Source organism: Streptomyces sp. NPDC006458, from assembly GCF_040612135.1.
In the GTDB taxonomy this organism is placed as follows: domain Bacteria; phylum Actinomycetota; class Actinomycetes; order Streptomycetales; family Streptomycetaceae; genus Streptomyces.
The window spans coordinates 26,659-52,045 of the sequence record NZ_JBEXPR010000009.1; the positions used below are offsets into that span (position 1 = coordinate 26,659).

The window sequence follows — 25,387 nt, forward strand, 5'->3', positions numbered from 1 at the left end:
ATGGCGCACGCCGGCACGTTCCCGCCCCCTGGAGCCCGTCCAGGAACAGGGCACCCGCCGGCAGGCCCGCGCTGCCCCTCGGGCTCCACGCCCGGGTGCGCAGGTCCGTGTCCAGGGCGGCCAGGGCCGCCCGGCCCTCCCGTGTCGCCCGCGTCCAGTACGGCGCGGGCGGTCGCCTGTACATGGCGCAGGCCGGGGGTGGGCTCGCCCGTGCGGCGGGCCGCGGCCATCGCCGTGAATCCGGGGGCGAGCGCCTTGGCCGTCCAGCGCAGGGTGCCGTGGTCCTGGCACAGGGTGCGGGCGCCGAGGTCGCGCGGGTCCGGCAGGCCGGGCTTGGGCTCCAGGGCCAACTGGCCGGTGAGTGCGGCCACGGCGGTCTGGGCGAGTGCCTCGTCCGGGCTGCGGTGCGCGTCTGCCGTCATGGACGTGAACGTAGGCGCCGCACCCGTCAGGGAAGCCGGACGCCGCTGTGCGCGAGCTGTGAATCCGGCGGGGCGGCTGGGCGCCGTGCCCAACAGAGCGGGGCGGCTGGGCGCCGTGCCCAACAGAGTGAGTGTCAGGACGCCGTACCCAGCGGGGCGGTGGCTGGATCGCCGCACGCATGGCGCGGAGGGCAGGGTGTCGTACCCAGCGGGGCGGTGGCTGGACCGCCGTACGCGCGGCGCGGAGGGCAGGGTGTCGCGCCCCAAGGCGGGTGGGTCAGGATGCTGTGACCAGCGGGGCGTTCTCGCGCCACTTGAGCATCTTGTCGAAGCTCACCACCGCCCCGCCGCGGTCCGGCTTGTTGTCGATCCGGACGTGGTCGGCGAGTTCCTCGATGAGACACAGACCCCGGCCGTGCTCGGCGTCGTGGCGGGCGGGGCGGGCGGCGGGGGAGCCGGTGAAGCCCGGACCCGAGTCGGCGACCTCGATACGGCACTTCTCCCCGTCGAGGTAGGCGGTGACTCTGTAGGCCTCCGAGGAGCCTCCCCCCGGGCGGGTCCCGCCGTGCTCGACCGCGTTGGCGCACGCCTCGGTGAGGGCGACCGACAGGTCGTAGGAGATGTCCGGGTCCACGCCCGCTGTCTCCATCGTGCCGAGCAGTAAGCGCCGCGCGAGCGGGACGCTCGCAGCCTCGCACCGCAGATGGAGTGACCACCAGATGCTCATGCTCCAGCCTCCTGGCCGCGGCTCGACATACCGATACCTATTGCCACGAGTGCCCCGACGTAAGCGTTCAATCAGCGTGATGCCGCCCATATGGGGGATGTGCCTCAGGCGCCATTCGGTGTATGTGGGGCCGGATACGACCTATGGCATCTTGCGGACCTGCCGTATGCCGGGCGTGGGGCCAGTGCGATGATGAGCCCGCCATGTCTGCCCCCCACACACGCACGACGCCTTCCGGAGCAAGGCTCCGGGTTCTGCGGGCCGCGGTGTTCGCCGCGGTCTGTGTCGTGCTGTCCGGGGCCGGGCACGCCCTGGCGTCCTGTGCCGCGGTGCCGTTGTGGGCGCTCGGTGCGGGGTTCCTGGCCGTGCTCGCGGTGGCGGTACCGCTCACCGGGCGCACGCGCTCGCTGCCGGGGATCGTCGCGCTGCTGACGGTCGGGCAGACGGTGCTGCACACCCTGTTCGGGCTGGGGCAGCACGGCACGGCGTCCATGACCCAGGCCGCGGGCGACGCGGCCGTGGTCGAGCGGGCCGCGCGACTGCTCTGCGGAACGACCGCGGCGGCACTCAGCCCGGCCCAGGCGCACCGGATCCTCACCGACGCGCGGCTGCTGCCGTCCGGCGGCGCGGGACCCGGCGGCACGACCGGTATGCACCCCGCGCACGACCCGGCGGACGCGCTGTCCGCCACGGCCGGTTCCTCCGTGTCCCTGCTGCCGTCGCTGCCGATGCTCCTAGGGCACGCCCTCGCGGCACTGGCCGTCGGCTGGCTGATGCGCCACGGCGACCTGGCTCTGCTGCGGCTCGTCCGCCTGTCGGCGCACGGGGTCGCCGAGGGAGCGCTCGTTCGTTCCCTGCGCTGGGCGCTCGCACTGGTGCGCGCCCTGTGCGCCGGGCTTCCGTACGCCTCCGGCGCGCTGCCGCGCCCGCCGCGCACAGCTCTGCTCGCGCCGCCCGAACCGCAGACGACCGCACTCCAGCACTCGGTGATCCGGCGCGGCCCGCCCGCCGCCGCGCTGATTCTCGCCGCCTGACGCGATCGCACCTTCCGGGGCCACCCGTGGCCCCGCGGGGATGATCCGATCCCTGGCGATCCCTGGTGATCTCTCGTGAGCCTGGTGATCCCTCGTGATCCGGTCCCCCGGTGAACCGGTGACGGCCGCCGTCGAGCGGCACGCACACGCGTGCGCCCCGTTCCCTCCGCCCGCCGTGACGTTCTCTCCCCCGCGGACTCCCTCCGCGCGGAACCCTCGCGGTGTGTGGCACGGCTCTCCCGTGCCCTGGAGTCACCCGCGCGCGCCCGTGTCCCTCTTCCTCACCGGACCACCGGTCTCTCATCCGAAGTGGAGTGCTTCCTGTCATGCAGGTTTCCCGTATCGCCGCCGCCGCTGCCGTCGCCGGCACCACCGTCCTCGCCCTGGCCTCGCCCGCGCTGGCGCATGTGAGCGTCCAGCCCGAGGGCAAGGCCGCCAAGGGCGGCTTCGCGGTCGTCGACTTCAAGGTGCCCAACGAGCGCGACAACGCCTCGACCACCAAGCTCGAGGTCAGCTTCCCGGCCGACCACCCGCTCGCCTCGGTGATGCCGGAGCCGGTCCCCGGCTGGGACGCGAAGGTCACCAAGTCGAAGCTGGACAAGCCGCTGAACCTGCACGGGCGTCAGATCACCGAGGTCGTCAGCAAGGTCACCTGGACCGCCAAGAACGGCGGCATCAAGCCCGGCTTCTTCCAGAAGTTCCCGGTCTCCGTCGGCACCCTGCCCGAGGACGCGGACGAACTGGTCTTCAAGGCGATCCAGACGTACTCGGGCGGCGAGGTCGTGCGCTGGATCGAGGTGCAGGAGGGCGACGAGGAGCCGGAGAACCCGGCGCCGGTCCTCGCCCTGTCCGCCGCCGAGGAGGACGGCCACCACGGCTCGGGCTCCGAGGACGACAAGGCCTCCGCCGAGCCCTCCGCCGACGCGAGCCAGGCCGCCGCCCACACCTCCGCCTCCGCCGAGGAGGCCTCGGGGGACAGCACCGACACCACCGCCCGGGTCCTCGGCATCGTGGGCATCGTCGTCGGCGCGGCCGGCGTCGCCTACGGTGTCCTGGCCGGACGCCGCCGCTCCGCCTGACGCACCCGCCGGTCGGCGGGGCGGGCGCGTCGCCCGCACCGCCGACCGGGCACCGACCTCGGTGCGCGCCGGGACGGCCACCGTCTCGGCGCGCACCGGAGCACCTCACCTCCGGGACATCTCTCCATGCTCTCCAAGCGCAAGAAGCAGCTCGCCGCGGCCGCGTTCCTCGCCGCCGCCTCCCTGACCCTGTCCGCGTGCGGCGGCGGGGACGACGACAGCGCCTCGCCCGTCTCCGTGGTCTCCGAGGAGACCGGCTCGGACAAGGCCGCCACCGTTCTCGACAAGCCGTTCGAGAAGCCGGACATGATCCTTACGGACACCACGGGGAAGCAGTACGACCTCCGCAAGGAGACCCAGGGCCGGCCGACGCTGATCTACTTCGGCTACACCAACTGCCCCGACGTCTGCCCGCTGACGATGAGCAACATCGCCGTCGCCAAGAAGTCGCTGTCCCAGGCCCAGCAGGACGCGCTGCGGATCGTCTTCGTCACCACCGACCCCGAGCGCGACACCCCCGAGGCGCTCGGCGAGTGGCTCAAGGGCATCGACCCCCAGGTCGTCGGCCTGAGCGGCGACTTCGCCACCATCCAGGCCGGGGCCCGCACCCTCGGCATCACCATCGAGGCGCCGAAGAAGGAGAAGGGCAAGGTCGTCTCCATGCACGGCACCCAGGTCATCGCCTTCTCCCCCCGGACCGACGCCGGATACGTCCTCTACGGCGAGGACGCCACCGTCGACGACTACACCGCGGACCTCCCGAAGCTGATCGAGGGAGCCAAGCCGTGAGGCGTGCCGTCCCGGTGACCGCGCTCGCCCTGGCCGGCGCGCTGGCCCTGGCCGGCTGCGGCGGCGGCGAGGGCTCGGGCTCCTCGGGCGCCGAACTGTCCGTCAGCGGCGCCTACATGCCCCAGCCGGTCTCCGACATGGCGGCGGGGTTCCTGACCATCGCCAACGAGGGCGGCCGGTCCGTGAAGCTGACCTCCGTCACCAGCGATCTCGGCGAGGTCACCGTCCACGAGACCAGCGGACAGGCCATGCGGGAGGTCGCCTCCCTCGATGTGCCCGCCCACGGCTCGCTCGTCCTCGAGAGCGGCGGCAGCCATCTGATGTTCGAGGGTCTCGCCCCGCGGCCGAAGGAAGGCCAGACCGTCTCCGTCACGTTGCACTTCAGCGGCCTCGACCCGGTCGAGGTCGATCTGCCGGTCAAGCCGGCGACGTACCGCCCCACGTCCGGGAACTGAGGGAGGGACCACCGTGGCGCACACCGTCACCCTGCGCGTCCGCACGCTGGTGCTGCTGCTCCTGACCGTGGCTGGCGCGCTGCTCGCCGGTGCCGCTCCGGCCTCCGCGCACGCCGCGCTCACCGGCAGCGACCCCGGGCAGGGGGCGGTGGTCGACCAGGCTCCCCAGCAGGTCTCGCTGACCTTCTCCGAGACCGTCTCCCTGTCCGACGACTCGCTGCGCGTGTTCGATCCCAAGGGCAAGCGGGCCGACACCGGCGAGGCGGCGGGCAGCGGCGGCACGACGTACGCCGTGAAACTACACTCGGGGCTGCCCGACGGCACCTACACGGTGACCTACCAGGTCGTCTCCGCCGACAGCCACCCCATCTCCGGCGCCTTCACCTTCTCCGTCGGCGCGCCCTCCGCGACCACCGTGTCCGTGGACGGCCGAAGGGCGGGCGACGGCCTGGTCGGCCGGCTCTACGGGCTCGGCCGCTATATGTCGTACGCCGGGTTCATCGTGCTGGTCGGCGGCTGCGCGTTCGTGCTGGCCTGCTGGCAGCGCGGCTCCGGGGTGCGGGCGGTGCAGCGGCTGGTCGTCTCCGGCTGGGTCGCACTGACCGCGGCCACGCTGGGGCTGCTGCTCCTGCGCGGCTCGTACACCACCTCCTCGAAGGTCGCCGACGTCTTCGACCTGGAACTGCTCGGCCAGGTCCTGCAGACCAAGACCGGTGCCGCGCTGGTGTCGCGGTTGCTGCTGCTCGCGGCCGGGGCCCTCTTCATCGCCGTCCTCTTCGGGGCGTACGACAAGAGGGAGGGCCAGGAGAAGCGGGATCTGGCGATGGGGCTGGCGATCGGCGGCGGTGTCGTGGCCGCCGGCCTCGCGGCGAGCTGGGCGATGGCCGAGCACGCCTCCACCGGGCTCCAGCCCGGCATCGCCATGCCGGTCGACGTCGTGCATCTGCTGGCCGTGGCCGGGTGGCTCGGCGGACTGAGCACCCTGCTGGTCGCGCTGTACCGGGCGCCCGCCAGGACTCCGCTGGACGCGAACGCCGTGCGCCGCTTCTCCCGGCTCGCCCTCGGCTGTGTGATCACCCTGGTCGCGACCGGGGTCTACCAGGCGTGGCGGCAGGTCGGCACCTGGTCGGCGCTGACCGGGACGCGGTACGGCCAACTGCTGCTGGTGAAGGCCGGGCTCGTGGCGCTGCTCGTCGGCATCGCGTGGATCTCGCGGCGGTGGACGGCCCGGCTGGCGGAGCTGCCGGTGGAGGCGGCCATCGCGAAGAAGGCCGTGCGGACGGGGGCGGGGGCGGGGGCGACGGCCTCCGCCGACTCGCGCTCCGCCGACTCGGGCTCCGGCGACTCGGGTTCCGAGAGCCCGGGTTCCGACGGCACGGGTTCCGACGGCCCGGACTCCGACGGTTCCGGCTCGGACACGACCCCCGCGCGGGCCGCACAGCTCGCCCGCCAGCGGGCCGCCGAGGAGAGCGCGCGGCGCAAGCGGGCGCGGGACGCCGACCCGCAGCGGTTCGGACTGCGCCGCTCGGTGCTGGCCGAAGCGTCCGTCGCCGTCGTGGTGCTCGCCGTGACCACGATGCTGACGTCCACCGAGCCGGGCCGCACCGAGGAGGAGGCCAAGGCGGCCACGTCGGCGGCCGCCTCGGTCTCGACGTCCGGCGCGGTCACCCTGGACATGCCGTTCGACACCGGCGGCGAGGATGGCAAGGGTCTCGTGCGCGTCGAACTCGACCCCGCGCGGGTCGGCGGCAACGAGATGCACGTCTACGTGGAACGGCCCAACGGCCGCGCCTTCGACGTCCCCGAGGTGAAGCTCTCGTTCACCCTGGAGTCCCAGGACGTGGGCCCGCTGCCCGTCGTCCCGGACCACATCACCACCGGACACTGGTCGGCGAGCGGGGTGCAGATCCCCATGGCCGGGGACTGGACGGTCGCCGTGACCGTGCGGACCTCCGACATCGACCAAACGACCGTCGACAAGAACGCGAAGATCGGCTGAACCACCATGGCTGACCAGTCCCTCCCCGAGGCCCGGACCTCCGAGGAGATCCCCGCCGCCCCGGCGTCCCCGGCCGGCGGGGGCGTCTCGCGGCGCACCCTGCTCGCCACCGCCGGTGCCACCGGGCTCGCGCTCGGCGCGGCGGGCGGTGCCGTCGGGTACGCGGCGGCGCCGGCCGGGGCGACGCCGCTCACCTCGGTCGGCGCCGGGGCGGCGATGTTTCACGGGAAACATCAGCCCGGCATCACCGAGGCCCTCCAGTCCCGAGGCCACCTCGTCGCCTTCGACCTGGCGCCCGGGGCCGGGCGCCGGGAGGCCGCCGCGCTGCTGCGCCGCTGGTCGGACACGGCCCGGCGGCTGATGGCGGGTGAGCCCGCGGCCCACGGGGACACCGGTGTCGCCCTGGACGCGGGACCCTCGTCCCTGACGGTCACCTTCGGCTTCGGACACAGCTTCTTCGGCCGTACGGGGCTTCAGAATCAGCGTCCGGTGTCCCTGGACCCGCTGCCCGACTTCTCCTCCGACCAACTGGACAAGGCGCGCAGCAACGGCGACCTGTGGGTGCAGATCGGCGCGAACGACGCCCTGGTCGCCTTCCACGCCCTGCGCGCGATCCAGAGGGACGCGGGGGACGCGGCCCGGGTGCGCTGGCAGATGAACGGCTTCAACCGGTCACCGGGCGCCACCGCGCACCCGATGACCGCCCGCAATCTGATGGGCCAGGTCGACGGCACGCGCAACCCCAAGCCGGCCGAGGCCGACTTCGACAAGCGGATCTTCGTGCCCGCCTCCGGTGCGAAGGACCCCGCGTGGATGGCGAACGGCTCCTACGCCGTCGTACGCCGTATCCGCATGCTCCTGGACGACTGGGACGAGCTGTCCACCAAGGCGCAGGAGGACGTCATCGGGCGGCGCAAGGGCGACGGGGCGCCGCTGTCGGGGGGTTCGGAGTCGGCCGAGATGGACCTGGAGAAGACCGACGCCGAGGGGAACCTGGTCGTCCCGGTCAACGCCCACGCGCGGATCAGCCGACCCGACCAGAACGGCGGGGCGGCCATGCTGCGGCGGCCCTTCTCCTTCCACGACGGCATCGGCGCGGACGGGGTCCCGGACGCGGGGCTGCTGTTCGTCTGCTGGCAGGCCGATCCGCTGCGCGGCTTCGTGCCGGTGCAGCGCAAACTCGACCGGGGGGACGCGCTGTCGCGGTTCGTCCGGCACGAGGCGAGCGGTCTGTTCGCGGTGCCGGGCGGGGCGGCGGAGGGGGAGTACGTGGGGCAGGGGCTGCTGGAGGGCTGAGAGGGCGGGCGGCTTCCGGGATGGCACGGCTATGCGGGCTGCCGTGTTTCAAACCACCCGCATGAGTGGTTGCCATGAGACGGGCAGGCTTGAGGTGCGGGCGGCCATTAGGGTGAGGACATGCCAGCGAGCTACGCGTATCTCGGCCCCGAGGGCACCTTCACCGAAGTCGCCCTGCGCACGCTCCCGGAGACAGCTACCCGGGAGCTGGTCCCCTATGTGTCCGTGCAGTCCGCGCTGGACGCGGTGCGCACCGGCGAGGCCGAGGCCGCGTTCGTGCCGATCGAGAACTCCGTGGAGGGCGGCATCACGACCACCCTGGACGAGCTGGTCGCGGGCGCGCCGCTGATGATCTACCGCGAGGTGCTGCTGTCGATCACCTTCGCGCTGCTGGTCAGGCCGGGCACGAAGCTGTCGGAGATCAAGACGGTCTCGGCCCACCCGGCCGCCCAGCCGCAGGTGCGCAACTGGCTGAGGAAGAACCTCCCCGACGCCCACTGGGAGTCGGCCGCGTCCAACGCGGACGCCGCCCGGCTGGTCCAGGAGGGACGGTACGACGCCGCATTCGCCGGTGAGTTCGCGGCGGCCCGGTACGGCCTGGAGGCCCTGGAGACCGAGATCCACGACGCGGAGAACGCACAGACGCGCTTCGTGCTGGTGGGGCGGCCGGCCAGGCCCGCCGCGCCGACCGGTGCCGACAAGACCTCCGTGGTGCTGTGGCAGCGCGACGACCACCCCGGCGGGCTGCGCGACCTGCTCGGCGAGTTCGCCACCCGTGGCATCAACCTGATGCTGCTGCAGTCCCGCCCGACCGGCGCCGGCATCGGCAACTACTGCTTCTGCGTCGACGCCGAGGGCCATATCTCCGACCGGCGGGTGTCCGAGGCCCTGATGGGGCTGAAGCGGATCTGCCTGGAGGTGCGGTACCTGGGCTCGTACCCGCGTGCCGACGCGGAGATCGCGGACGTCAGCCCGCCGCGGCTGGGGACCTCGGACGCGGAGTTCGTCGCGGCGGCGGACTGGGTGGCGCGCTGCCAGGACGGCCGCTTCTAGGCGGACGCGGACGGCCCTGACGCGGAGGCGTGGGCCTCAGGCGGAGGTGACCCTCGGGCGGAGGGGTGGCGCTCAGGCGGGGGTGGCCGAGCTGTCCGGCGCAGGCTTCTGGACGGTTTTCGGCCGATCACACCTGTCGTACCTGCGGATCTTTGTTATCCACAGGAGTTATCCACAGGTCCGCTTCTCGACCTGTGCACAAGTCGACATCGAAGCGCCATGCAGTCGACAAATCGCCCTGACCCGGCCAACCGCGTCCACCCGGGCGCAAGTCACCCTTCGTCCACGCGTTTCCTTTGATCAATCCTTTGAGGTGACGCATTTCCACTCGAAGGTGGACCTGATGAAGGTTTACCCAGGGAATCGCAGGGAGCGGCGAAGGGTTCCGGAGTGATCAATTCCGGCATCCACAGATCTTCCACACAGCCTGTGGATAACTTTTCACGGCTGTGGACCGCTGTGGACAACGCGGGCCGGGCGAGGCCTCAAGTCCCGTTCTTCGCAAGGGAATCCAGTCAACAGGACGCACGTCACATGCCTCGTCCCGGGGAGTGAGACGCTTTTTCATTGACACGCCCTGACGTCGAACGATGCCGATCGGCCCGCTTCGACATATAAGGCAATTCCCCCATAACGGCATGTAAGCCGCAGCTCTGAATAGTGAGTCGTGGGGCGTCACCCCGCACCGGTAGCCTTGAGCGCGTGATTGACCTTCGCCTGCTCCGTGAGGACCCCGACCGTGTGCGCGCTTCCCAGCGCGCCCGTGGAGAGGACGTCGCGCTCGTCGACTCCCTCCTCTCCGCCGACGAGCGGCGCAGGTCGTCCGGCGTCCGCTTCGACGAGCTGCGCGCCGAGCAGAAGGCGCTCGGCAAGCTGATTCCCAAGGCCACGCCCGAGGAGCGCGCGGAGCTCCTGCAGAAGGCGGAGCAGCTCAAGACCGACGTCAAGGCCGCCGAGGCCGCGCAGAACGAGGCCGACGAGGAGACCAAGCGGCTCGCGCAGTCCCTCGGCAACCTCGTGCACCCGGACGTCCCGGTCGGCGGCGAGGAGGACTTCGTCGTCCTGGAGACGCACGGGACCATCCGCGACTTCGCCGCCGAGGGCTTCGAGCCCAAGGACCACCTGGAACTCGGCGAGGCCCTCGGCGCCATCGACGTCGAGCGCGGCGCGAAGGTGTCCGGCTCTCGCTTCTATTACCTGACGGGCGTCGGCGCCCTGCTGGAGCTGGCGCTGGTCAACGCGGCGATCGCCCAGGCCACCGCGGCCGGGTTCATCCCGATGCTGACCCCCGCGCTGGTCCGCCCGCGCGCCATGGAGGGCACCGGCTTCCTCGGCCAGGCCGCGGAGAACGTCTACCACCTGGAGAAGGACGACTACTACCTGGTCGGCACCTCCGAGGTACCGCTCGCCGCGTACCACATGGACGAGATCCTCGACGCCGGCCAGCTGCCGCTGCGCTACGCGGGGTTCTCCCCGTGCTTCCGCCGCGAGGCCGGCACCTACGGCAAGGACACCCGGGGCATCTTCCGCGTCCACCAGTTCGACAAGGTCGAGATGTTCTCGTACGTCGCTCCCGAGGACGCCGAGAACGAGCACAAGCGGCTGCTGGAGTGGGAGAAGCAGTGGCTGACCGGCCTGGAGCTGCCCTTCCAGGTCATCGACGTGGCCTCGGGCGACCTGGGTGCCTCCGCCTCCCGCAAGTACGACTGCGAGGCGTGGATCCCGACCCAGGGCAAGTACCGCGAGCTGACCTCGGCCTCCAACTGCGACAGCTTCCAGGCCCGCCGCCTGTCGGTGCGCGTGCGTGAGGGCAAGCAGGTCAAGCCGCTGGCCACGCTCAACGGCACGCTCTGCGCCGTCCCGCGCACCATCGTGGCCATCCTGGAGAACCACCAGCAGGCCGACGGCTCGGTGCGCGTGCCCGAGGTGCTGCGGCCCTACCTCGGCGGTCGCGAGGTGCTGGAGCCGGTGTCCAAGTGACCACCGGGTTCCCCTACCGGCTGATCGCCACCGACCTCGACGGAACGCTCCTGCGGTCCGACGAGTCGGTCTCCGAGCGCACCCGTGAGGCGCTCGCCGCGGCCACCGCGGCGGGCGCCGCCCACATCGTCGTGACGGGGCGCGCGGTGCCCTGGACCCGGCACATCCTCGACGACCTCGGCTACCAGGGCCTCGCGGTCTGCGGCCAGGGCGCGCAGGTGTACCACGCCGGGGAGCACAGGCTGCTGACCTCGGTGACGCTGGACCGGCAGCTGGCCGGGGTCGCCCTGGCCAAGATCGAGGCCGAGGTCGGCCCGCTGTATCTGGCCGCGAGCCGGGACGGACTGGACGGCGAGGTACTGGTGGGGCCGGGATACGCGCTCACCGGCGCACTCCCCGCCACCCCGTTCAGCGATGCGGCGGACCTGTGGTCGGCGCCGCTGAACAAGATCTACATACAGCACCCCTCGCTGTCGGACGACGAGCTCGCGGAGGCGGCCCGGCGCGCCGCGGGTGGCTTCGTCACCGTCGCCATGGCCGGTGCGGGCATCGTCGAGCTGCTTCCGCTGGGCCTGTCGAAGGCGACGGGGCTGTCGCTGGCGGCCCGTCGGCTCGGCCTGAAGGCCGCGGACACGCTCGCCTTCGGTGACATGCCGAACGATGTGCCGATGTTCGCGTGGGCCGCTCGGGGTGTGGCCATGGCCAACGCCCATGAGGAGCTCAAGGCCGTGGCCGATGAGGTGACCGCCTCCCATGAGGAGGACGGGATCGCCGTGGTTCTGGAGCGTCTGCTCGGCTGATGCCGTCGTAGGGATGCGGGAGGTGGTCTTCTCGCGCCCACGCGGCGGAGCCGTGCATCGATCCGGCCCGGCGCCCCTCGGGTACGTCCATCTCGCCCCGGGTTCCCAAGCACGGCTCAGTCCCAGTGACAACGTCTTGCGGAGGATGCACGGATCGAACGTGCGCGGGGTCGCCCCCGACCACGGCTTAGCAAGCCGGTGCCTTACCACTCGGCCAATCCTCCGGGAGGGCGGCCTCACGCGAAGTGGTGTTCGCGTGCTCGAAGCGGCCGCCCGGGCAGCTTGCGCACGGCGGGCTCGGACGGAGGGGTAACTACTCCGGAGCCTGCCGCGAGCTGCCCTGTGGGGAACTCGACGGACTGTCGTGCATGGACATCGTCGTGCTCCTCCCCAGATCATGGCGCCGGTGACGCGCGCTCGCGCCCGGCGTGGACATCAACCACTGTGCCGGTACGGCGAGTCGCGCGCCACCGAATTAACGCGTGCCGGTCACTCCTCGCCCGCCAGCGTCAGCGTGCGCAGCTTCTGGCCGGCGTACCAGGTGGCGAGCACCGTCACCGCGACCAGCAGCACCGTCGCCGTCGTCAGGCCGACGTCGGAGGTGATGAGGTCACCGCCCGCGACCTTCTGGGCCACGGCCAGGGACCACTGCTGCACGCTGAGGGTGCGGGCGCCGGGCACCAGGGAGCCGAACAGGGCCTCCCAGACGAGGGCGTAGACCAGGCCGAAGACCACCGCGTGCCGGGAGACCGTGCCGAGCAGCAGGAACACGGCGGCGTAGGCGATGGAGGAGACCAGCGCGGCGACCGTGTAGGCGACCGCTATCTGCTGGCCGTTGCCGTTGAGGATGAACCCGGCGACGAAGGTCGGCAGCGCCGAGAACACCATCGTCACCGCGATCGCCACGATCAGCTTGGTGAAGATGATCGTGGGCCGCTTCACCGGCTTGGACAGGAGATAGACGACCGAGCCGTCGTCGATCTCCGGGCCGATCGCGCCGGTGCCCGCGATGACACCGATGATCGGCACCATCGTGGCCAGTGCCAGTCCGCCGAGCAGGTCGGACGCCGTCTGGTCGTCCGCTCCCGCGAGGCCGCGCACGACCACGGAGATGGCGATGAGCAGCAGCGGCAGCGCGCCGAGGATGAGGGCCCGGCGCCGGCCGAGCAGGGCCCGGTACGTGAGCCGGGCGACTGTGGGGTCGTACATGCTTCGGCCTCCTACGCCGCGACCAGGTAAGAGAAGACGGACTCCAGGGACTCGTCGGACGGCGAGACCGTCAGCAGGCGAATGCCGTTGTCCCGGGCGACCTGCGGGAGCAGGGTCGTGAAGCGGCCGAAGTCGACCGCCTGGACGCGCAGCGCGCCCTCGGTGACGTCGACCTCGATGCCGGCCGTCGAGGGGTCGGCGATCAGCGCGGCCGCGAGGGCGCGGTCGTCGCTGGAGCGGACCAGGTAGCGGTGCGGGCGGTCGGTCATCAGGCGGCGGATCTTGCGGAAGTCGCCGCTGGCCGCGTGCCTCCCCGCCACGACGACCTCGATGTGCCAGGCGAGCTGTTCGACCTCTTCGAGGATGTGGGAGGAGAACAGCACCGTGCGGCCCTCGTCGCCCATGCGCCGCAGTAGGTCCATCAGCTGCATGCGCTGGCGCGGGTCCATGCCGTTGAAGGGCTCGTCGAGCAGCAGCAGGGAGGGGTCGTGGACCAGGGCCGAGGCCATCTTCACGCGCTGGCGCATGCCCTTGGAGTACGTGGAGATCTTGCGGTCCTGCGCGTACTCCATCTCGACCGTGGCGAGCGCCTTCTGGGCGGCCTTGGCGCCCAGGCCGTGCAACTCGGCGTTGGCGACGACGAATTCGCGGCCGGTGAGGAAGTCGTACATCGCCTCGCGCTCGGGGACGATGCCGATGTGCTTGTAGATGGCCTCGTTGCGCCAGACCTGCTGTCCGTCGAGGGTGACGGTGCCGGTGGAGGGGGCGAGGAAGCCGCCCATCATGTTGATGAGGGTGGACTTGCCGGCGCCGTTCGGGCCGAGCAGGCCGGTGACGCCAGGGCCGATGCTCATGGTGATGTCGTTGACGGCGACCACGTTGCCGAACCAGCGGGAGACGTGGTCGATGTTGAGCGTGGTCACAGGCCCACCTTCTTGTAGCGGCGGATCAGGAGGCCGTAGCAGGCGGCGATCAGGCCGAGGGCGACGAGGACGTAGACCGCTCCCTCGCCGTGGGAGGGGCCGACGCCTCCGGGGAAGGAGGAGGGGGCGCCGAGGAACGCCGACTGGACTCCGTCGATGAGCGTGACCGGCGAGAAGAGGCCGATCCAGGCGATCGCGCCCGAGCTGTCCTGGAGCTCGGCAATGCCCTGGAGGGCGGAGACGGCGCCGTAGGAGATGGTGAACACCGCGATGACGGCGGCGATGCCGAAGCCGCGCCGCGGGGTGACGGAGGCGATCACCAGGCTGATTCCGGCGAACAGCAGCGAGAGCAGTGTCACGGACACGAGCCCCTGCCCGAATCCCTTGGTCTGGTCGGCGAAGTCGAGCTTGGCCAGCAGCGCGCCGATGTAGAGCACCAGTACCGGGGCCACCGTGAGGATGAACAGGGCGGAGGCCAGTGCCGCGAACTTGGCGCGTACGTAGTCGGCGGTCTCGATGGGCCGCGAGAAGTACAGCGGGACCGTCTTGAAGCGCAGGTCGCGGGAGACGGACTGGGGTGCCTGGGAGGCGACGTACAGGCTGATGACGGCCTGGAGGAAGATCGCGTATTCCGTGTAACCGACCGGCAGGCTCTTGGACTTGGTGAAGACCGCGACGGCCACCATGATCGCGGCGGGCACGCACATCACCACGAACAGCAGCATCGGCAACACCTTGGACTTCACCGAGCGGCCGAGGCCGTAGGCGCCGCGCAGGGACTGCGAGTACAGCGAGAGGGTGGCGTAGGAGCGGCCGAGGCGGGGGCCGTCGTAGTTGCGGTAGCCGATGTTGTGGATGCGGGTCTGGTCACCCGGGGGTGCCGCCAGGGGGTGTTCAGCTGCCATGGCCGACGGCCTCCTTCGGCTGCTCGTCGCTGTGCTCGTCGGCGGAGGCGAAGACCTCCGCGATGTGATGCCTGCGCTGCTCCATGCGCACCAGGCCGAGGCCGAGGTCGGCGACGGTGTCGCGGACCACGTCGTAGGTCTCCTCGCCCTGGGCGGTCAGCAGCAGGACGTGGCCGGCGCCGGGCAGGCCGCTGCCGTCCTGGACCGCGACCCCGCGCGCGTGCAGCGCCTCGCGCATGGCGCGGGTGCCGTCGGGGTGCTGGTCGGAGTCGGTGACCTCGACGGCGAGGGTGGTGGTGGTCTGGGTGAAGTCGGTGGTGGAGCTGGAGCGCAGGAGCTTGCCGCCGTCGATGACGACGACGTGGTCGCAGGTGCGCTCCAGTTCGCCCAGCAGGTGGGAGGTGACCAGGACCGAGATGCCGAAGTCGGTGTGGATGCGGCGGATCAGGCCCAGCATGTCGTCGCGGCCGACCGGGTCCAGGCCGTTGGTCGGCTCGTCCAGGAAGACCAGCCGCGGGTCGTGGACCAGCGCCTGGGCCAGCTTCACGCGCTGCTTCATGCCGGTGGAGTAGCCGCCTATGGGGCGGTAGCGCTCCTCGTACAGGCCGACATGGCGCAGGGTGTCCGCGGTGCGTTCGCGGGCGGCGGCGGGCGGCAGGCCGGACATGCGGGCCATGTGCACGACGAACTCGGTGGCCGAGACGTCGGGCGGCAGGCAGTCGTGCTCCGGCATGTAGCCCACGCGCTCGCGGATGGCGGCGCCCTCGGTGGCGACGTCGAGTCCGAGCACGGCGGCACGGCCCTCGCTCGCGGGGGACAGACCCAGCAGGATCTTGATCAGGGTGGACTTGCCGGCGCCGTTGGCTCCGACGAGTCCGGTCACACCGGCTCCGATGTCCACGGACAGCCGGTCGAGCGCGGTCACCCGGGGGAACCGCTTGCTCAGGCTTTCGGTCGCGATCACAGTCACGTCATCGACGGTAGTGACCCGGACCACGCCGGTCGTCAGCCTCCAGAGCCGTCTTGGCGTCACCCTCCAGTCGTACGGGACGTTAAGGGTCACCCTGAGGTCGGGGTAGGGGACACCCTGAGCCGTTCCATCGCCGGGCTCCGCCGGCCCGTGACCGACAGCCCGCGACCGCCCTATTGACGCCGACTCTAACAAGGTGCGAGATTCGGCGGTGTCAAGTTACGGACACGTACCGCAGCCGTGTGGACCGGGTGGGACGGGGCGGCATGGCGACGGCAGTGCCAGACGGGATATCCGCGGAGCTGCGCGGATTCAGGACGGTGCAGCGGCTCGCCTACGAGTGCGCCGAGGCGGTGGCGGCACAGCTGAAGCCGGGCGTCACCGAGCGTGAGGCCGCGCGCATGCAGCGGGAGTGGCTGCGCGAGCGGGGCGTGCGGGACTGGTTCCACCTGCCCTTCGCCTGGTTCGGCGACCGCACGGCGTTCGCGGGCTTCCGCGTTCCGCTCCAGTTCTTCCCGACCAACCGGGCGCTGGAGCCGGGGATGCCGTTCATCCTCGACATGGCCCCGGTGTACGAGGGCTTCACGGCGGACATCGGCTACTCCGGCTCGCTCGGCCTCAACCCCGTGCAGAACCGGCTGATGGACGACCTCCAGGCACACCGCCGGCTGATCCTGCGCGAGGTGCGCGAACGCCGCTCGCTGCGGGAGATCTACGAGGACGTGGACCGGCTCATGGTCCTCCAGGGCTACGCCAACCGGCACCGCGCCTACCCCTTCGGAGTGATCGCCCACAAGGTCGACAAGGTCGCCCCGCGCCGGTTCGCGCCGACGGTGTTCGGCTTCGGCACGCAGTCCCTGAAGGGCCTGGCGTCCGATGCCCTGCACGGCCACCGTGAGGGCTGGTCGCCGCTGTGGTCGCCGTACCGCTTCTCCGACCATCCGCCGCAGCCGGGGCTGTGGGCGGTCGAGCCCCATCTCGGATTCCGGGGCACCGGCGCGAAGTTCGAGGAGATCCTCGTCGTCACCGACTCGCGGGACCCCGAGGAGAGCGCCTTCTGGCTGGACGACGATCTGCCCCACGTGCGGCGCTGGGCGGAGGAGAAGTGAGCATGCTCCAGGGTGCGCGGGAGCGCCGGGTGCGGACCGGCGGCATCGAGCTGTGCGTCGCCGAGCTGGGTGACACGCAGGCGCCGACGGTGGTGCTCGTGCACGGCTACCCGGACAGCAAGGAGGTGTGGTCCGAGGTCGCGCCGCGCCTGGCCGAGAACTTCCACGTCGTCCTCTACGACGTCCGCGGCCACGGGCGATCCACCGCTCCCGAGCCGCTGCGCGGGGGCTTCACGCTGGAGAAGCTCACGGACGACTTCCTGGCGGTCGTGGACGCGGTCAGCCCCGGCCGGCCGGTGCACCTGGTCGGGCACGACTGGGGCTCCGTGCAGTCCTGGGAGTTCGTCACCGTCAAGCGCACCGAGGGCCGCATCGCCTCCTTCACCTCGATGTCCGGCCCGTCCCTGGACCATTTCGGCTACTGGATCAACAACCGCCTCAAGCGCCCCACCCCGCGCCGGATCGGCCAACTCCTCGGCCAGGGCGCCAAGTCGTGGTACGTCTACCTTCTGCACACCCCCGCCCTGCCGGAGCTGGCCTGGCGCGGTCCGCTGGGCAGGCGCTGGCCCGGCATCCTGGAGCGGGTGGAGAAGGTGCCCGGTGGCAACTACCCGACCCCGTCGCTGCCTTCGGACGCGGCGCGCGGAGCCTGGCTGTACCGGGACAACATAAGCGCACGGCTGCGCAGGCCGCGCCCGGACGCGTACGCGCACGCACCTGTTCAGCTCATCACGCCGCTCGGCGACGCCTTCCTCTCCGAGCGGCTCTACGACGAACTGGAGCTGTGGGCACGGCAGCTGACCCGGCGCACCCTGCCCGCCAAGCACTGGGTGCCGCGCACCCGGCCCGAGCAGCTCTCGGCCTGGATCACCGAGTTCGTGTCCGGCATCGAGGGCGGCCGCACCGAAGTCACGCCGACCGGAGACCACTTCGAGCGGTTCGGCGGACAGCTCGTGCTGGTCACGGGGGCGGGCAGCGGAATCGGCCGGGCCACCGCGTTCGCGTTCGCCGAGGCGGGCGCGCGGGTCATCGTCGTCGACCGGGACACCGAAAGCGCGGTGCGCACCGCCGAGTTGGCGCGGTTGACGGGAGCGCCGCAGGCGTGGGCGGAGACGGTCGACGTGTCCGACGCGCAGGCGATGGAGAAGCTCGCCGAGAAGGTCGCGCGTGAACACGGCGTGGTGGACGTGCTGGTGAACAACGCCGGGATCGGCCTGTCCGGCTCCTTCTTCGAGACCACACCGGAGGACTGGAAGAAGATCCTCGACGTCAACTTGTGGGGTGTGATCCATGGTTGCCGTCTCTTCGGGCGGCAGATGGCCGAGCGCGGCCAGGGTGGGCACATCGTGAACACCGCGTCGGCGGCGGCGTTCCAGCCCTCGCGCGCGCTGCCCGCCTACAGCACCTCCAAGGCGGCGGTGCTGATGCTCAGCGAGTGCCTGCGCGCCGAACTCGCGGGCCAGGGAATCGGGGTGAGCGCGATCTGCCCCGGTCTGGTGAACACCAACATCACCTCCACGGCACGCTTCGTGGGCGTGGACGAGGCGGAGGAGAAGCGTCGGCAGAAGAACTCCTCGCGTCTGTACGGACTGCGCAACTACCCTCCGGAGAAGGTCGCGGAGGCGATCCTGCGGGCCGTGGTACGCAACGAGGCGGTCGTGCCGGTGACCCCCGAGGCACGCGCAGCGCACGCCTTGTCCCGTTTCGCTCCGGGGCTGTTGAGGCGTCTGGCACGGGTGGAACCGCGCCTGTAGAGGCGAATGTGCCTACTGGGGCGGGTGTTTCATCAACAGGTGTGTACGGAGATTCAGTTCGTCAAGTTACGGACTTGTTAAGCAACTTGGCGAACTGCCGCAAAAACAACAGTGGTTGTCCACATCCAGGCCAATTTACCTGTGGATAACCGCTGTTGTTTGTGGATCAAACCTCCGCCGGAAAGAAAGTGCGTGAGAGTCGCCCGCTCGGCATGCTGTGTCGCATGGACGAAAGACGCACCGTGAAGGTGTCGAAGTACCTCTCCAAGCATCTACGCCACCAGCCGGAGCGGATCGGACTCACCCTGGACGAGGGCGGCTGGGTGGAGATCGACACGCTGATCACGGCCGCCACCGCGCACGGGTTCCACTTCACGCGCGAGGAACTGGATCATGTGGTGGCCGCGAACGACAAGAAACGCTTCGCCGTCGAGGGCACCCGGATCCGCGCCAGCCAGGGCCACAGCGTCGAGGTGGAGCTGGGCCTGCCGCCGGCGACCCCGCCGCCGTATCTGTACCACGGGACCGTGGCCCGCAATCTGGACGCGATCCGCGCGGAGGGGCTGCGGCCGATGAACCGCCATGACGTGCATCTGTCCGCGGACCGGGAGACCGCCACGCGGGTCGGTGCCCGTCGGGGGCGGCCCGTCGTGCTGACGGTGGACGCGGGCGCCATGCACCGGGACGGCCATGTCTTCCACGTCAGCGCGAACGGGGTGTGGCTGACGAAGGCCGTGCCGCCGGGCTATCTGCGGTTCTCGGAGTCGCACTGAGGCGCCCGCCGCGGCCGGGGACCGCGCCGGGCTGAAGCTGGGACCGAGACGCGTCGAGGCGGAGCCGGGCCGACTGGCTGAGACCGCGCCGCGCTGAGGGTGGGAACGAGCCGTGTCGAAGCGGAGCACGGTGGCGGGATCGCTGGCCCACACGGCTGCGGAGAGCCCGTGGCCCGGAGTGCGGCGAGGTCCCGCTGGGGGCCGGGAACGCCTCCGCGCTCGACGCCAGGAGCCAGGAACACCTGCGTGCTCGACGGCCAGGAGCCGGGTACGCCCGACGGCCGGGGCCCGGGCCGCCCAGATGTGCGGACTGCCGCACGCCCGTGCGGGCATATGCGCGAGAATGGCCGGGTGACCTCAGCGACGCGACAGCCCGAGCCCCCGGCCTCCTCCCCGCTCTCGACCTCGCTCGACGCCATATCGCCCGGCCGGGCGGGCGACCCGGTCGTCCGACCGCGACTGATCGCCACCGACCTCGACGGCACGCTCCTGCGTGACGACAAGTCGGTCTCCCCGCGGACGGTGGCCGCGCTGGCCGCCGCCGAGGAGGCCGGCATCGAGGTCTTCTTCGTCACCGGCCGCCCGGCCCGCTGGATGGACGTCGTCAGCGACCACGTCCACGGCCACGGCCTGGCCATCTGCGGCAACGGCGCCGCCGTCGTCGACCTGCACGGCGGTCCCGGCGCGCACCGCTTCGTCAAGGTGCGCGAGCTGGCCCGGGAGAACGCCCTGGACTCCGTACGGCTGCTGCGGGACGCCGCGCCCGGCACGATGTACGCCGTCGAGCAGACGTACGGCTTCAACCAGGAGCCGGACTACCCGAAGCTGCACATGGAGGTCCCGGACGCCCTGGCGTCCGCCGAGGAACTGCTCGGCCCGGACGCGCCAGGCGCCGGCGAACCCGTGCTGAAGATCCTCGCCTTCCACCCCACGCTCGACCCCGACGCCTTCCTCACCCTGGCCCGCCTCGCCATCGGCGAGCGCGCGAACGTCACCCGTTCCAGCCCCAGCGCCCTGCTGGAGATCAGCGGCCCCGGCGTCTCCAAGGCCAGCACCCTCGCCCTGTGCTGCGCCGAACGCGGCATCTCGCACGAGGAGGTCGTGGCCTTCGGCGACATGCCGAACGACGTCGAGATGCTCACCTGGGCGGGCCGCTCCTACGCGATGGGCAACGCCCACCCGGACGTGCTCGCCGCGGCCTCGGGCCATACGGTCGCCAACAACGAGGACGGGGTGGCCGTGGTGATCGAGGAGTTGCTGGCGCGGGCCTAGGGCCTCCGCCCGGCCGTCACAGGTTCACCCCCCGCGCGGCCAGCCACGGCACCGGGTCGACCCCCGAGCCCAGCTCGGGCGTGACCCGGACCTCGAAGTGCAGATGCGGGCCGGTCGAGTTGCCGGTCGTGCCGGACTGGCCGATCCACTGCCCGGCGGTCACCCGCTCGCCCTCGTCGACGGCGACCGAGGCCAGATGGGCGTACTGCGTGTAGTAGCCGCCTGGATGCTCGACGAGCACCTGGATGCCGAAGGCACCCCCGCAGGACACGGCCGCCACCCTGCCGTCGCCGACCGAGCGCACCGGCGTACCGATCGACACCGCGAAGTCCTGCCCGGTGTGCCGGTTCGCCCAACGGTCGCCACCGCTGCCGAAGCCCGCCGACAGCTCGTACGTCTCCACCGGCGCCACCCAGCCCTGGGTGACCGGTGCGGGCGGCTGTTCGAGCCGTGCCGCACCCCGGCAGCTGCCCGCGAGGGCCGAGGCGTCCGCCTCTCCCTGGAGCCGGGAGCGCGCCTCCTCCAGCTTCAGCTCGATGGTCTGCTTCAGTGCGTCGAGTTCACCCCTGCGCTTCTCCAGGTCCCGCCACGCCGCCGCGGCCTTCACCTCGTCGGCCGCGAGCCGCTCCTCCGCGCGGCGGTTCTTGTCGATCGCGTTGTCGAGCGCCAGGTTGGCCTGCGAGAACATGTGCTGACCGCGCATCAGCTCCTCCGGGGTGCCGGCCAGCACGATCTGCGCGGCGACCGGCAGCCCGCCGCCGTCGCGGTACTGGGCGCGCGCGAGCCGGCCCAGATCCTCGCGCAGCAAGGCGATCTCCCGCCGCTGGCGGTCCAGCAGCGCCTCGTAGTGCTGCGCCTGCGCCCGCTGCCCCTCGGCCGCCCGCCGCCCGTCCTCGTACTGCCGGGTGGCCACCGCCGCGTCCGCGTACAGCCGGGCCACCTGCGCCGCCGTGCTGTCGGCGGCACCGCCGGGGTCGGAGGCCGCGGGGCGCGCGGCGAGGACGGCGCCCGCGATCAGCAGCACCGGAACGATCAGGGGGTGACGGCGAAGTGAGGGCATGTCAGTGATCGTGGCCCCGGTCCCCACTCCGAGTCCTGTTCAAGTCGTACGGCTGGGGGACCCATTGCTGCAAATGGGGTGACGAGGCGTCACCCCAGGGCGTCACCACAGCCGTCCCACACCTGTCACCGCACCCGGCTCCTGGCGGCGGTCGCCGGAGCGCCCCGACGACCGGACCTCCGCCCCCTTGCCGCCGCGACCGGACCTCTGCCCCTTGCCACCGCGGCCGGGGCCTACGGCGTCGCCACCGCCAGGGCCTCCGTCGCCGCCTCCCGCTCCGCCATCTCCCGCAAGGGGCCTGCCACGGCGGTCAGTTCCGCGAAGCCGCCGCGCTGGACCACCTGCCCGTCGGCCAGCACGATCACCTCGTCCACGTCGCGCAGTCCGGCCAGCCGGTGCGTGATCAGCAGCGTCGTCCGGCCCTCGGTGGCGGCCAGCAGATCGGCGGTCAGCGCGTCGGCCGTGGGCAGGTCGAGATGCTCGGCGGGCTCGTCGAGGACCAGCACGGGGAAGTCGGCGAGCAGCGCGCGGGCCAGCGCCAGCCGCTGCCGCTGCCCGCCGGACAGCCGGGCCCCGTGCTCCCCGACCAGCGTGTCGAGCCCGTCCGGGAGGCCCTCCACCCAGTCGAGCAGCCGCACCCGGGCCAGCGCGTCGCACAGTTCGGCGTCGGTGGCCCCGCGCCGCGCCAGCAGCAGGTTCTCCCGTACGGAGCTGTCGAAGAGGTGCGCGTCCTGCGCGCACAGCCCGACGAGCCGCCGTACGTCGTCGCCGTCGAGCGCGTACGCGTCCACACCGCCGAGCGTGTACGAGCCCGCGTCCGCGTCCAGGAAGCGCAGCAGCACCTGCGCCAGCGTGGTCTTGCCGGACCCGGACGCCCCGACCACGGCCACTCGGTGGCCCCGCTCCAGCCGCAGCTCCAGCCCGGCCAGCGCAGCCCGGTCCTGCCCGGCGTGCCGCGCGGCCAGGTCCTTGACGACGAGCGGGAACGGCGAGGCGGGCGCCTGCCGCGGCCGCTGCGGCTCACGCACGGGCTCGGGGGCGTCCAGCACCTCGTAGACCCGCTCCGCGCTCTTGCGCACGCGCTGCCGGAACTGCACGGCGAGCGGCAGCCCGAGCACGGCCTCGAAGGCGGCCAGCGGGGTCAGCACGACCACGGCCATGGTCACGCCGCTCAGCCGCCCGTCGGCCACCGCCTGCGCGCCCACCAGCGCGGCCCCGGCCACAGTCATTCCGCAGACCAGTGCGGTGAGTCCGTCGCCGAGCGCGGTCGCCGCAGCCGTGCGCGAGGCGATCCGGGTGAGCTCCCGGTCCGCGTCCCGTGCCTCGGCCGTACGGCGGGGCAGCGCTCCGGCGACGGTGAGTTCCGCGGTACCGGAGAGCAGGTCGGCGACGCGCGTGGCGAGCGCGCCCCGGGCGGGCGCCAGCCGGCGCTCGGCCCGGCGGGCGACCGCACCCGTGACGAGGGGCACCCCGGCCCCGGCCGCGAGCAGTCCGATCGCCAGGACCGCGCCCGCCTCCGGCAGCAGCCAGCCCGTGAGGGCCACGGACAGCGCCGACACCAGCGTCGCCGCCCCGGCAGGCAGCAGCCACCGAAGCCAGTAGTCCTGTAGGGCGTCCACATCGGCGACGAGACGGCTGAGCAGGTCGCCGCGGCGGGTGGCGCGCAGCCCGGCGGGCGCCAGCCGTTCCAGACGCCGGTACACCGCGACCCGGGTGTCGGCCAGCATCCGCAGCACGGCGTCGTGCGCCACCAGCCGCTCCCCGTACCGGAACACCGCCCGGCCGATGCCGAAAGCGCGCGTGGCCGTCACGGCCACCATCAGATACAGCACGGGCGGCTGCTGCGAGGCCCGCGAGATGAGCCACCCGGAGGTCGCCATGAGCCCGACGGCACTCGCGAGGGCGAGGCTGCCCAGCACCAGGGCGAGAGCGAGCCGGCCGCGCCGGGGGCCGGCGAGGGCGCGGACGCGGGCGAGGACAGGCGTCATGGGCCGGTCCGACGGGGAGGCGGCTGCCGCCTGCTCAGGAGCAGGGGTGTGTTCGGGCGTCTCCTCGGCGGCGGTTCGGGCCGCCGGGGTCGTCGCCGTGGTCCGGGCCCGGGGTGTCCCCTCGGGCTCCTGCGGGGCCTCCAGCCGTACCACCCGGTCCGCCACCGCCAGCAGCGCCGGCCGGTGCACGACGAGCAGCACCGTGCGCCCGGCGGACAGCCGCCGCACCGCGGCCACGACCTCGGCCTCGGTCTCCCCGTCCAGCGCGGCCGTCGGCTCGTCGAGGAGCAGCACGGGACGGTCGGCGAGGAAGGCCCGCGCCAGCGCGAGCCGCTGCCGCTGCCCGGCCGAGAGCCCGGCCCCGTCCTCGCCGAGCATAGTGGCGGCGCCGAGGGGCAGCGCGTCCACGAACTCCAGCGCCCCGGCGTCCCGCAGGGCCCGTCGTACGGCTGTGTCGTCGGCGTCGGGACGGGCGAGCCGGACGTTGTCCGCGATGGTCCCGGCGTACAGATGCGGCCGCTGCGGCACCCACGCGACCGTGGACCGCCACTGCTCCAGGTCGGTCCCGGCGAGGTCCGCCCCGCCGACCCGCACCTGTCCGGCGGTCGGTCTCACGAACCCCAGCAGGACGTGCAGCAGCGTCGACTTGCCCGCGCCGCTCGGTCCGACGAGCGCCACCGTCTCCCCGGGCCGCACGGCGAAGGAGACATCGGTGACGGCGTCCGCCGACCGGCCGGGGTAGCGGACATGGACGCCGTCGAGGTCGAGCGAGAGCTCCCCCGCGGGCGCGGGCCCGGTGCCGGAGTCCGGAACGGGCGTCTCCAGGACCTCGAAGATCTCCTCGGCGGCCGCGAGTCCCTCCGCCGCCGCGTGATACTGCGCGCCCACCTGCCGCAGCGGCAGATACGCCTCGGGGGCGAGCACGAGGATGACCAGCCCGGTGTAGAGGTCCATCTCGCCGTGCACGAGGCGCATGCCGATCGTCACGGCGACCAGGGCCACCGAGATGGTGGCCAGCAGTTCCAGCGCGAAGGAGGACAGGAAGGCGATCCGCAGGGTCCGCATGGTCGCCTGGCGGTACTCGCCGGTGATGCGCTTGATCGACTCGGCCTGGGCCTTGGCCCGGCCGAACACCTTCAGCGTCGGCAGTCCCGCGACGACGTCCAGGAAGTGGCCGGACAGCCGGGACAGCAGCTGCCACTGACGGTCCATGTGCGCCTGGGTGGCCCAGCCGATCAGCATCATGAAGACCGGGATGAGCGGCAGGGTGGCGACGATGATCGCGGCGGACACCCAGTCCTCGGTGACGATCCGGGCCAGCACCGCCACGGGTACCACCACCGCGAGCCCCAACTGCGGCAGATAGCGGGAGAAGTAGTCGTCCAGGGCGTCCACGCCCCGGGTGGCGAGCGCGACGAGCGATCCGGTCCGCTGACCGCTCAGCCAGCCCGGACCGAGCCGCACCGCGCGCTCCAGCAGCCGCCCCCGCAGCTCCGACTTCACGGCCGCGCTTGCGCGATGGGCCGCCAGCTCGGTCAGCCAGGCGACCACCGAGCGGCCGACCGCGACGGCCACGAGCAGCAGCAGGGGAGTGCGCAGTTCACCCACCGACAGTCCGCGCTGGAAGGCGCCGACCACCACCTCGGCGATGAGCATCGCCTGGGCGATGACGAGCCCTGCTCCGACAGCTCCCAGGATGACGACCGCCGCCAGGAAAAGCCGGGTGGCCCGTGCGTGGCGGAACAGACGCGGATCGATCGGTTTCACGTGAAACATGCCCTTCGGTCCAG

20 protein-coding genes, 1 tRNA gene and 1 pseudogene are annotated in these 25,387 nt (G+C 72.0%); 13 read left to right on the forward strand and 9 right to left on the reverse strand.

The features are described 5' to 3' along the window. Positions 1-31: 31 nt before the first annotated feature. Positions 32-422 (reverse strand): annotated as a pseudogene (locus ABZZ79_RS14110) (triphosphoribosyl-dephospho-CoA synthase); the annotation flags it as partial. A 277-nt stretch (positions 423-699) separates the two neighbouring features. Next, positions 700-1,149, reverse strand: coding sequence for an ATP-binding protein (locus tag ABZZ79_RS14115; RefSeq protein ID WP_356689193.1), 450 nt, complete (start codon positions 1,147-1,149; stop codon positions 700-702). Positions 1,150-1,352: 203 nt separating this feature from the next. On the opposite strand from ABZZ79_RS14115, the gene ABZZ79_RS14120 reads away from it, so the two are divergent. The 9 genes from ABZZ79_RS14120 to ABZZ79_RS14160 all read left to right on the forward strand — a co-directional run bounded on the left by ABZZ79_RS14120 (position 1,353) and on the right by ABZZ79_RS14160 (position 11,634). Next, positions 1,353-2,183 carry a hypothetical protein gene (locus ABZZ79_RS14120; RefSeq protein ID WP_356689194.1) on the forward strand — a complete coding sequence of 277 codons (831 nt, stop codon included), beginning with the start codon at positions 1,353-1,355 and terminating at the stop codon, positions 2,181-2,183. A 326-nt stretch (positions 2,184-2,509) separates the two neighbouring features. After that, positions 2,510-3,262 carry a YcnI family protein gene (locus ABZZ79_RS14125; protein ID WP_356689195.1) on the forward strand — a complete coding sequence of 251 codons (753 nt, stop codon included), beginning with the start codon at positions 2,510-2,512 and terminating at the stop codon, positions 3,260-3,262. A gap of 126 nt (positions 3,263-3,388) precedes the next feature. Next, on the forward strand, positions 3,389-4,051 hold the full coding sequence (locus ABZZ79_RS14130; RefSeq protein ID WP_356689196.1) for an SCO family protein: 663 nt from the start codon (positions 3,389-3,391) through the stop codon (positions 4,049-4,051). After that, a complete protein-coding gene (locus ABZZ79_RS14135) occupies positions 4,048-4,506 on the forward strand; it encodes a copper chaperone PCu(A)C (protein WP_356689197.1) in 459 nt (152 codons plus the stop codon). Before ABZZ79_RS14130 ends, ABZZ79_RS14135 begins: the two co-directional genes overlap by 4 nt. Positions 4,507-4,519: 13 nt before the next feature. Beyond that, a complete protein-coding gene (locus ABZZ79_RS14140) occupies positions 4,520-6,505 on the forward strand; it encodes a copper resistance protein CopC (RefSeq protein ID WP_356689198.1) in 1,986 nt (661 codons plus the stop codon). 6 nt (positions 6,506-6,511) lie between these two features. Beyond that, positions 6,512-7,801 (forward strand): iron uptake transporter deferrochelatase/peroxidase subunit, encoded by a 1,290-nt coding sequence (gene efeB, locus ABZZ79_RS14145; protein ID WP_356689199.1) that lies wholly within the window; start codon positions 6,512-6,514, stop codon positions 7,799-7,801. A gap of 120 nt (positions 7,802-7,921) precedes the next feature. Beyond that, positions 7,922-8,854 carry a prephenate dehydratase gene (pheA, locus tag ABZZ79_RS14150; protein WP_356689200.1) on the forward strand — a complete coding sequence of 311 codons (933 nt, stop codon included), beginning with the start codon at positions 7,922-7,924 and terminating at the stop codon, positions 8,852-8,854. A 702-nt stretch (positions 8,855-9,556) separates the two neighbouring features. Next, positions 9,557-10,834, forward strand: coding sequence for a serine--tRNA ligase (serS, locus tag ABZZ79_RS14155; RefSeq protein ID WP_356689201.1), 1,278 nt, complete (start codon positions 9,557-9,559; stop codon positions 10,832-10,834). Beyond that, positions 10,831-11,634: an HAD family hydrolase gene (locus ABZZ79_RS14160; protein WP_356689202.1), complete on the forward strand. Its 804-nt coding sequence runs from the start codon at positions 10,831-10,833 to the stop codon at positions 11,632-11,634. The genes serS and ABZZ79_RS14160 overlap by 4 nt, the downstream gene beginning before the upstream one ends. Positions 11,635-11,773: 139 nt before the next feature. Here ABZZ79_RS14160 and ABZZ79_RS14165 read toward each other — a convergent pair. The 5 genes from ABZZ79_RS14165 to ABZZ79_RS14185 all read right to left on the reverse strand — a co-directional run bounded on the left by ABZZ79_RS14165 (position 11,774) and on the right by ABZZ79_RS14185 (position 15,635). Then, positions 11,774-11,858, reverse strand: a tRNA-Ser gene (locus ABZZ79_RS14165). Positions 11,859-12,123: 265 nt separating this feature from the next. Beyond that, entirely contained in the window at positions 12,124-12,843 is a 720-nt protein-coding gene (locus ABZZ79_RS14170) for an ABC transporter permease (RefSeq protein WP_356689203.1), read from the reverse strand. Between the two features lie 11 nt (positions 12,844-12,854). Then, a complete protein-coding gene (locus tag ABZZ79_RS14175; protein WP_356689204.1) occupies positions 12,855-13,766 on the reverse strand; it encodes an ABC transporter ATP-binding protein in 912 nt (303 codons plus the stop codon). Then, positions 13,763-14,671: an ABC transporter permease gene (locus ABZZ79_RS14180; RefSeq protein ID WP_356689205.1), complete on the reverse strand. Its 909-nt coding sequence runs from the start codon at positions 14,669-14,671 to the stop codon at positions 13,763-13,765. Before ABZZ79_RS14180 ends, ABZZ79_RS14175 begins: the two co-directional genes overlap by 4 nt. Then, positions 14,661-15,635: an ABC transporter ATP-binding protein gene (locus ABZZ79_RS14185; RefSeq protein ID WP_356689391.1), complete on the reverse strand. Its 975-nt coding sequence runs from the start codon at positions 15,633-15,635 to the stop codon at positions 14,661-14,663. Before ABZZ79_RS14185 ends, ABZZ79_RS14180 begins: the two co-directional genes overlap by 11 nt. A 272-nt stretch (positions 15,636-15,907) precedes the next feature. On the opposite strand from ABZZ79_RS14185, the gene ABZZ79_RS14190 reads away from it, so the two are divergent. The 4 genes from ABZZ79_RS14190 (at position 15,908) to ABZZ79_RS14205 (ending at position 20,549) form a co-directional block, all read left to right on the forward strand. Next, the gene (locus tag ABZZ79_RS14190) at positions 15,908-16,750 is read left to right on the forward strand and encodes a M24 family metallopeptidase (RefSeq protein WP_356689206.1); all 843 of its coding nucleotides are present in this window, start codon (positions 15,908-15,910) and stop codon (positions 16,748-16,750) included. Between the two features lie 2 nt (positions 16,751-16,752). After that, positions 16,753-18,504, forward strand: a complete 1,752-nt coding sequence (locus ABZZ79_RS14195) for an SDR family oxidoreductase (protein ID WP_356689207.1) — start codon at positions 16,753-16,755, stop codon at positions 18,502-18,504. A 224-nt stretch (positions 18,505-18,728) separates the two neighbouring features. Continuing rightward, positions 18,729-19,277 carry an RNA 2'-phosphotransferase gene (locus tag ABZZ79_RS14200; RefSeq protein WP_356689208.1) on the forward strand — a complete coding sequence of 183 codons (549 nt, stop codon included), beginning with the start codon at positions 18,729-18,731 and terminating at the stop codon, positions 19,275-19,277. Between the two features lie 333 nt (positions 19,278-19,610). After that, on the forward strand, positions 19,611-20,549 hold the full coding sequence (locus ABZZ79_RS14205; RefSeq protein ID WP_356689209.1) for an HAD hydrolase family protein: 939 nt from the start codon (positions 19,611-19,613) through the stop codon (positions 20,547-20,549). Between the two features lie 16 nt (positions 20,550-20,565). Here ABZZ79_RS14205 and ABZZ79_RS14210 read toward each other — a convergent pair whose 3' ends face one another. Together ABZZ79_RS14210 and cydD are read right to left on the reverse strand one after the other, a co-directional pair. Beyond that, the gene (locus ABZZ79_RS14210) at positions 20,566-21,609 is read right to left on the reverse strand and encodes a M23 family metallopeptidase (RefSeq protein WP_356689210.1); all 1,044 of its coding nucleotides are present in this window, start codon (positions 21,607-21,609) and stop codon (positions 20,566-20,568) included. 233 nt (positions 21,610-21,842) lie between these two features. Further along, positions 21,843-25,373, reverse strand: coding sequence for a thiol reductant ABC exporter subunit CydD (gene cydD / locus ABZZ79_RS14215; RefSeq protein ID WP_356689211.1), 3,531 nt, complete (start codon positions 25,371-25,373; stop codon positions 21,843-21,845). Between the last annotated feature and the right edge of the window lie 14 nt (positions 25,374-25,387).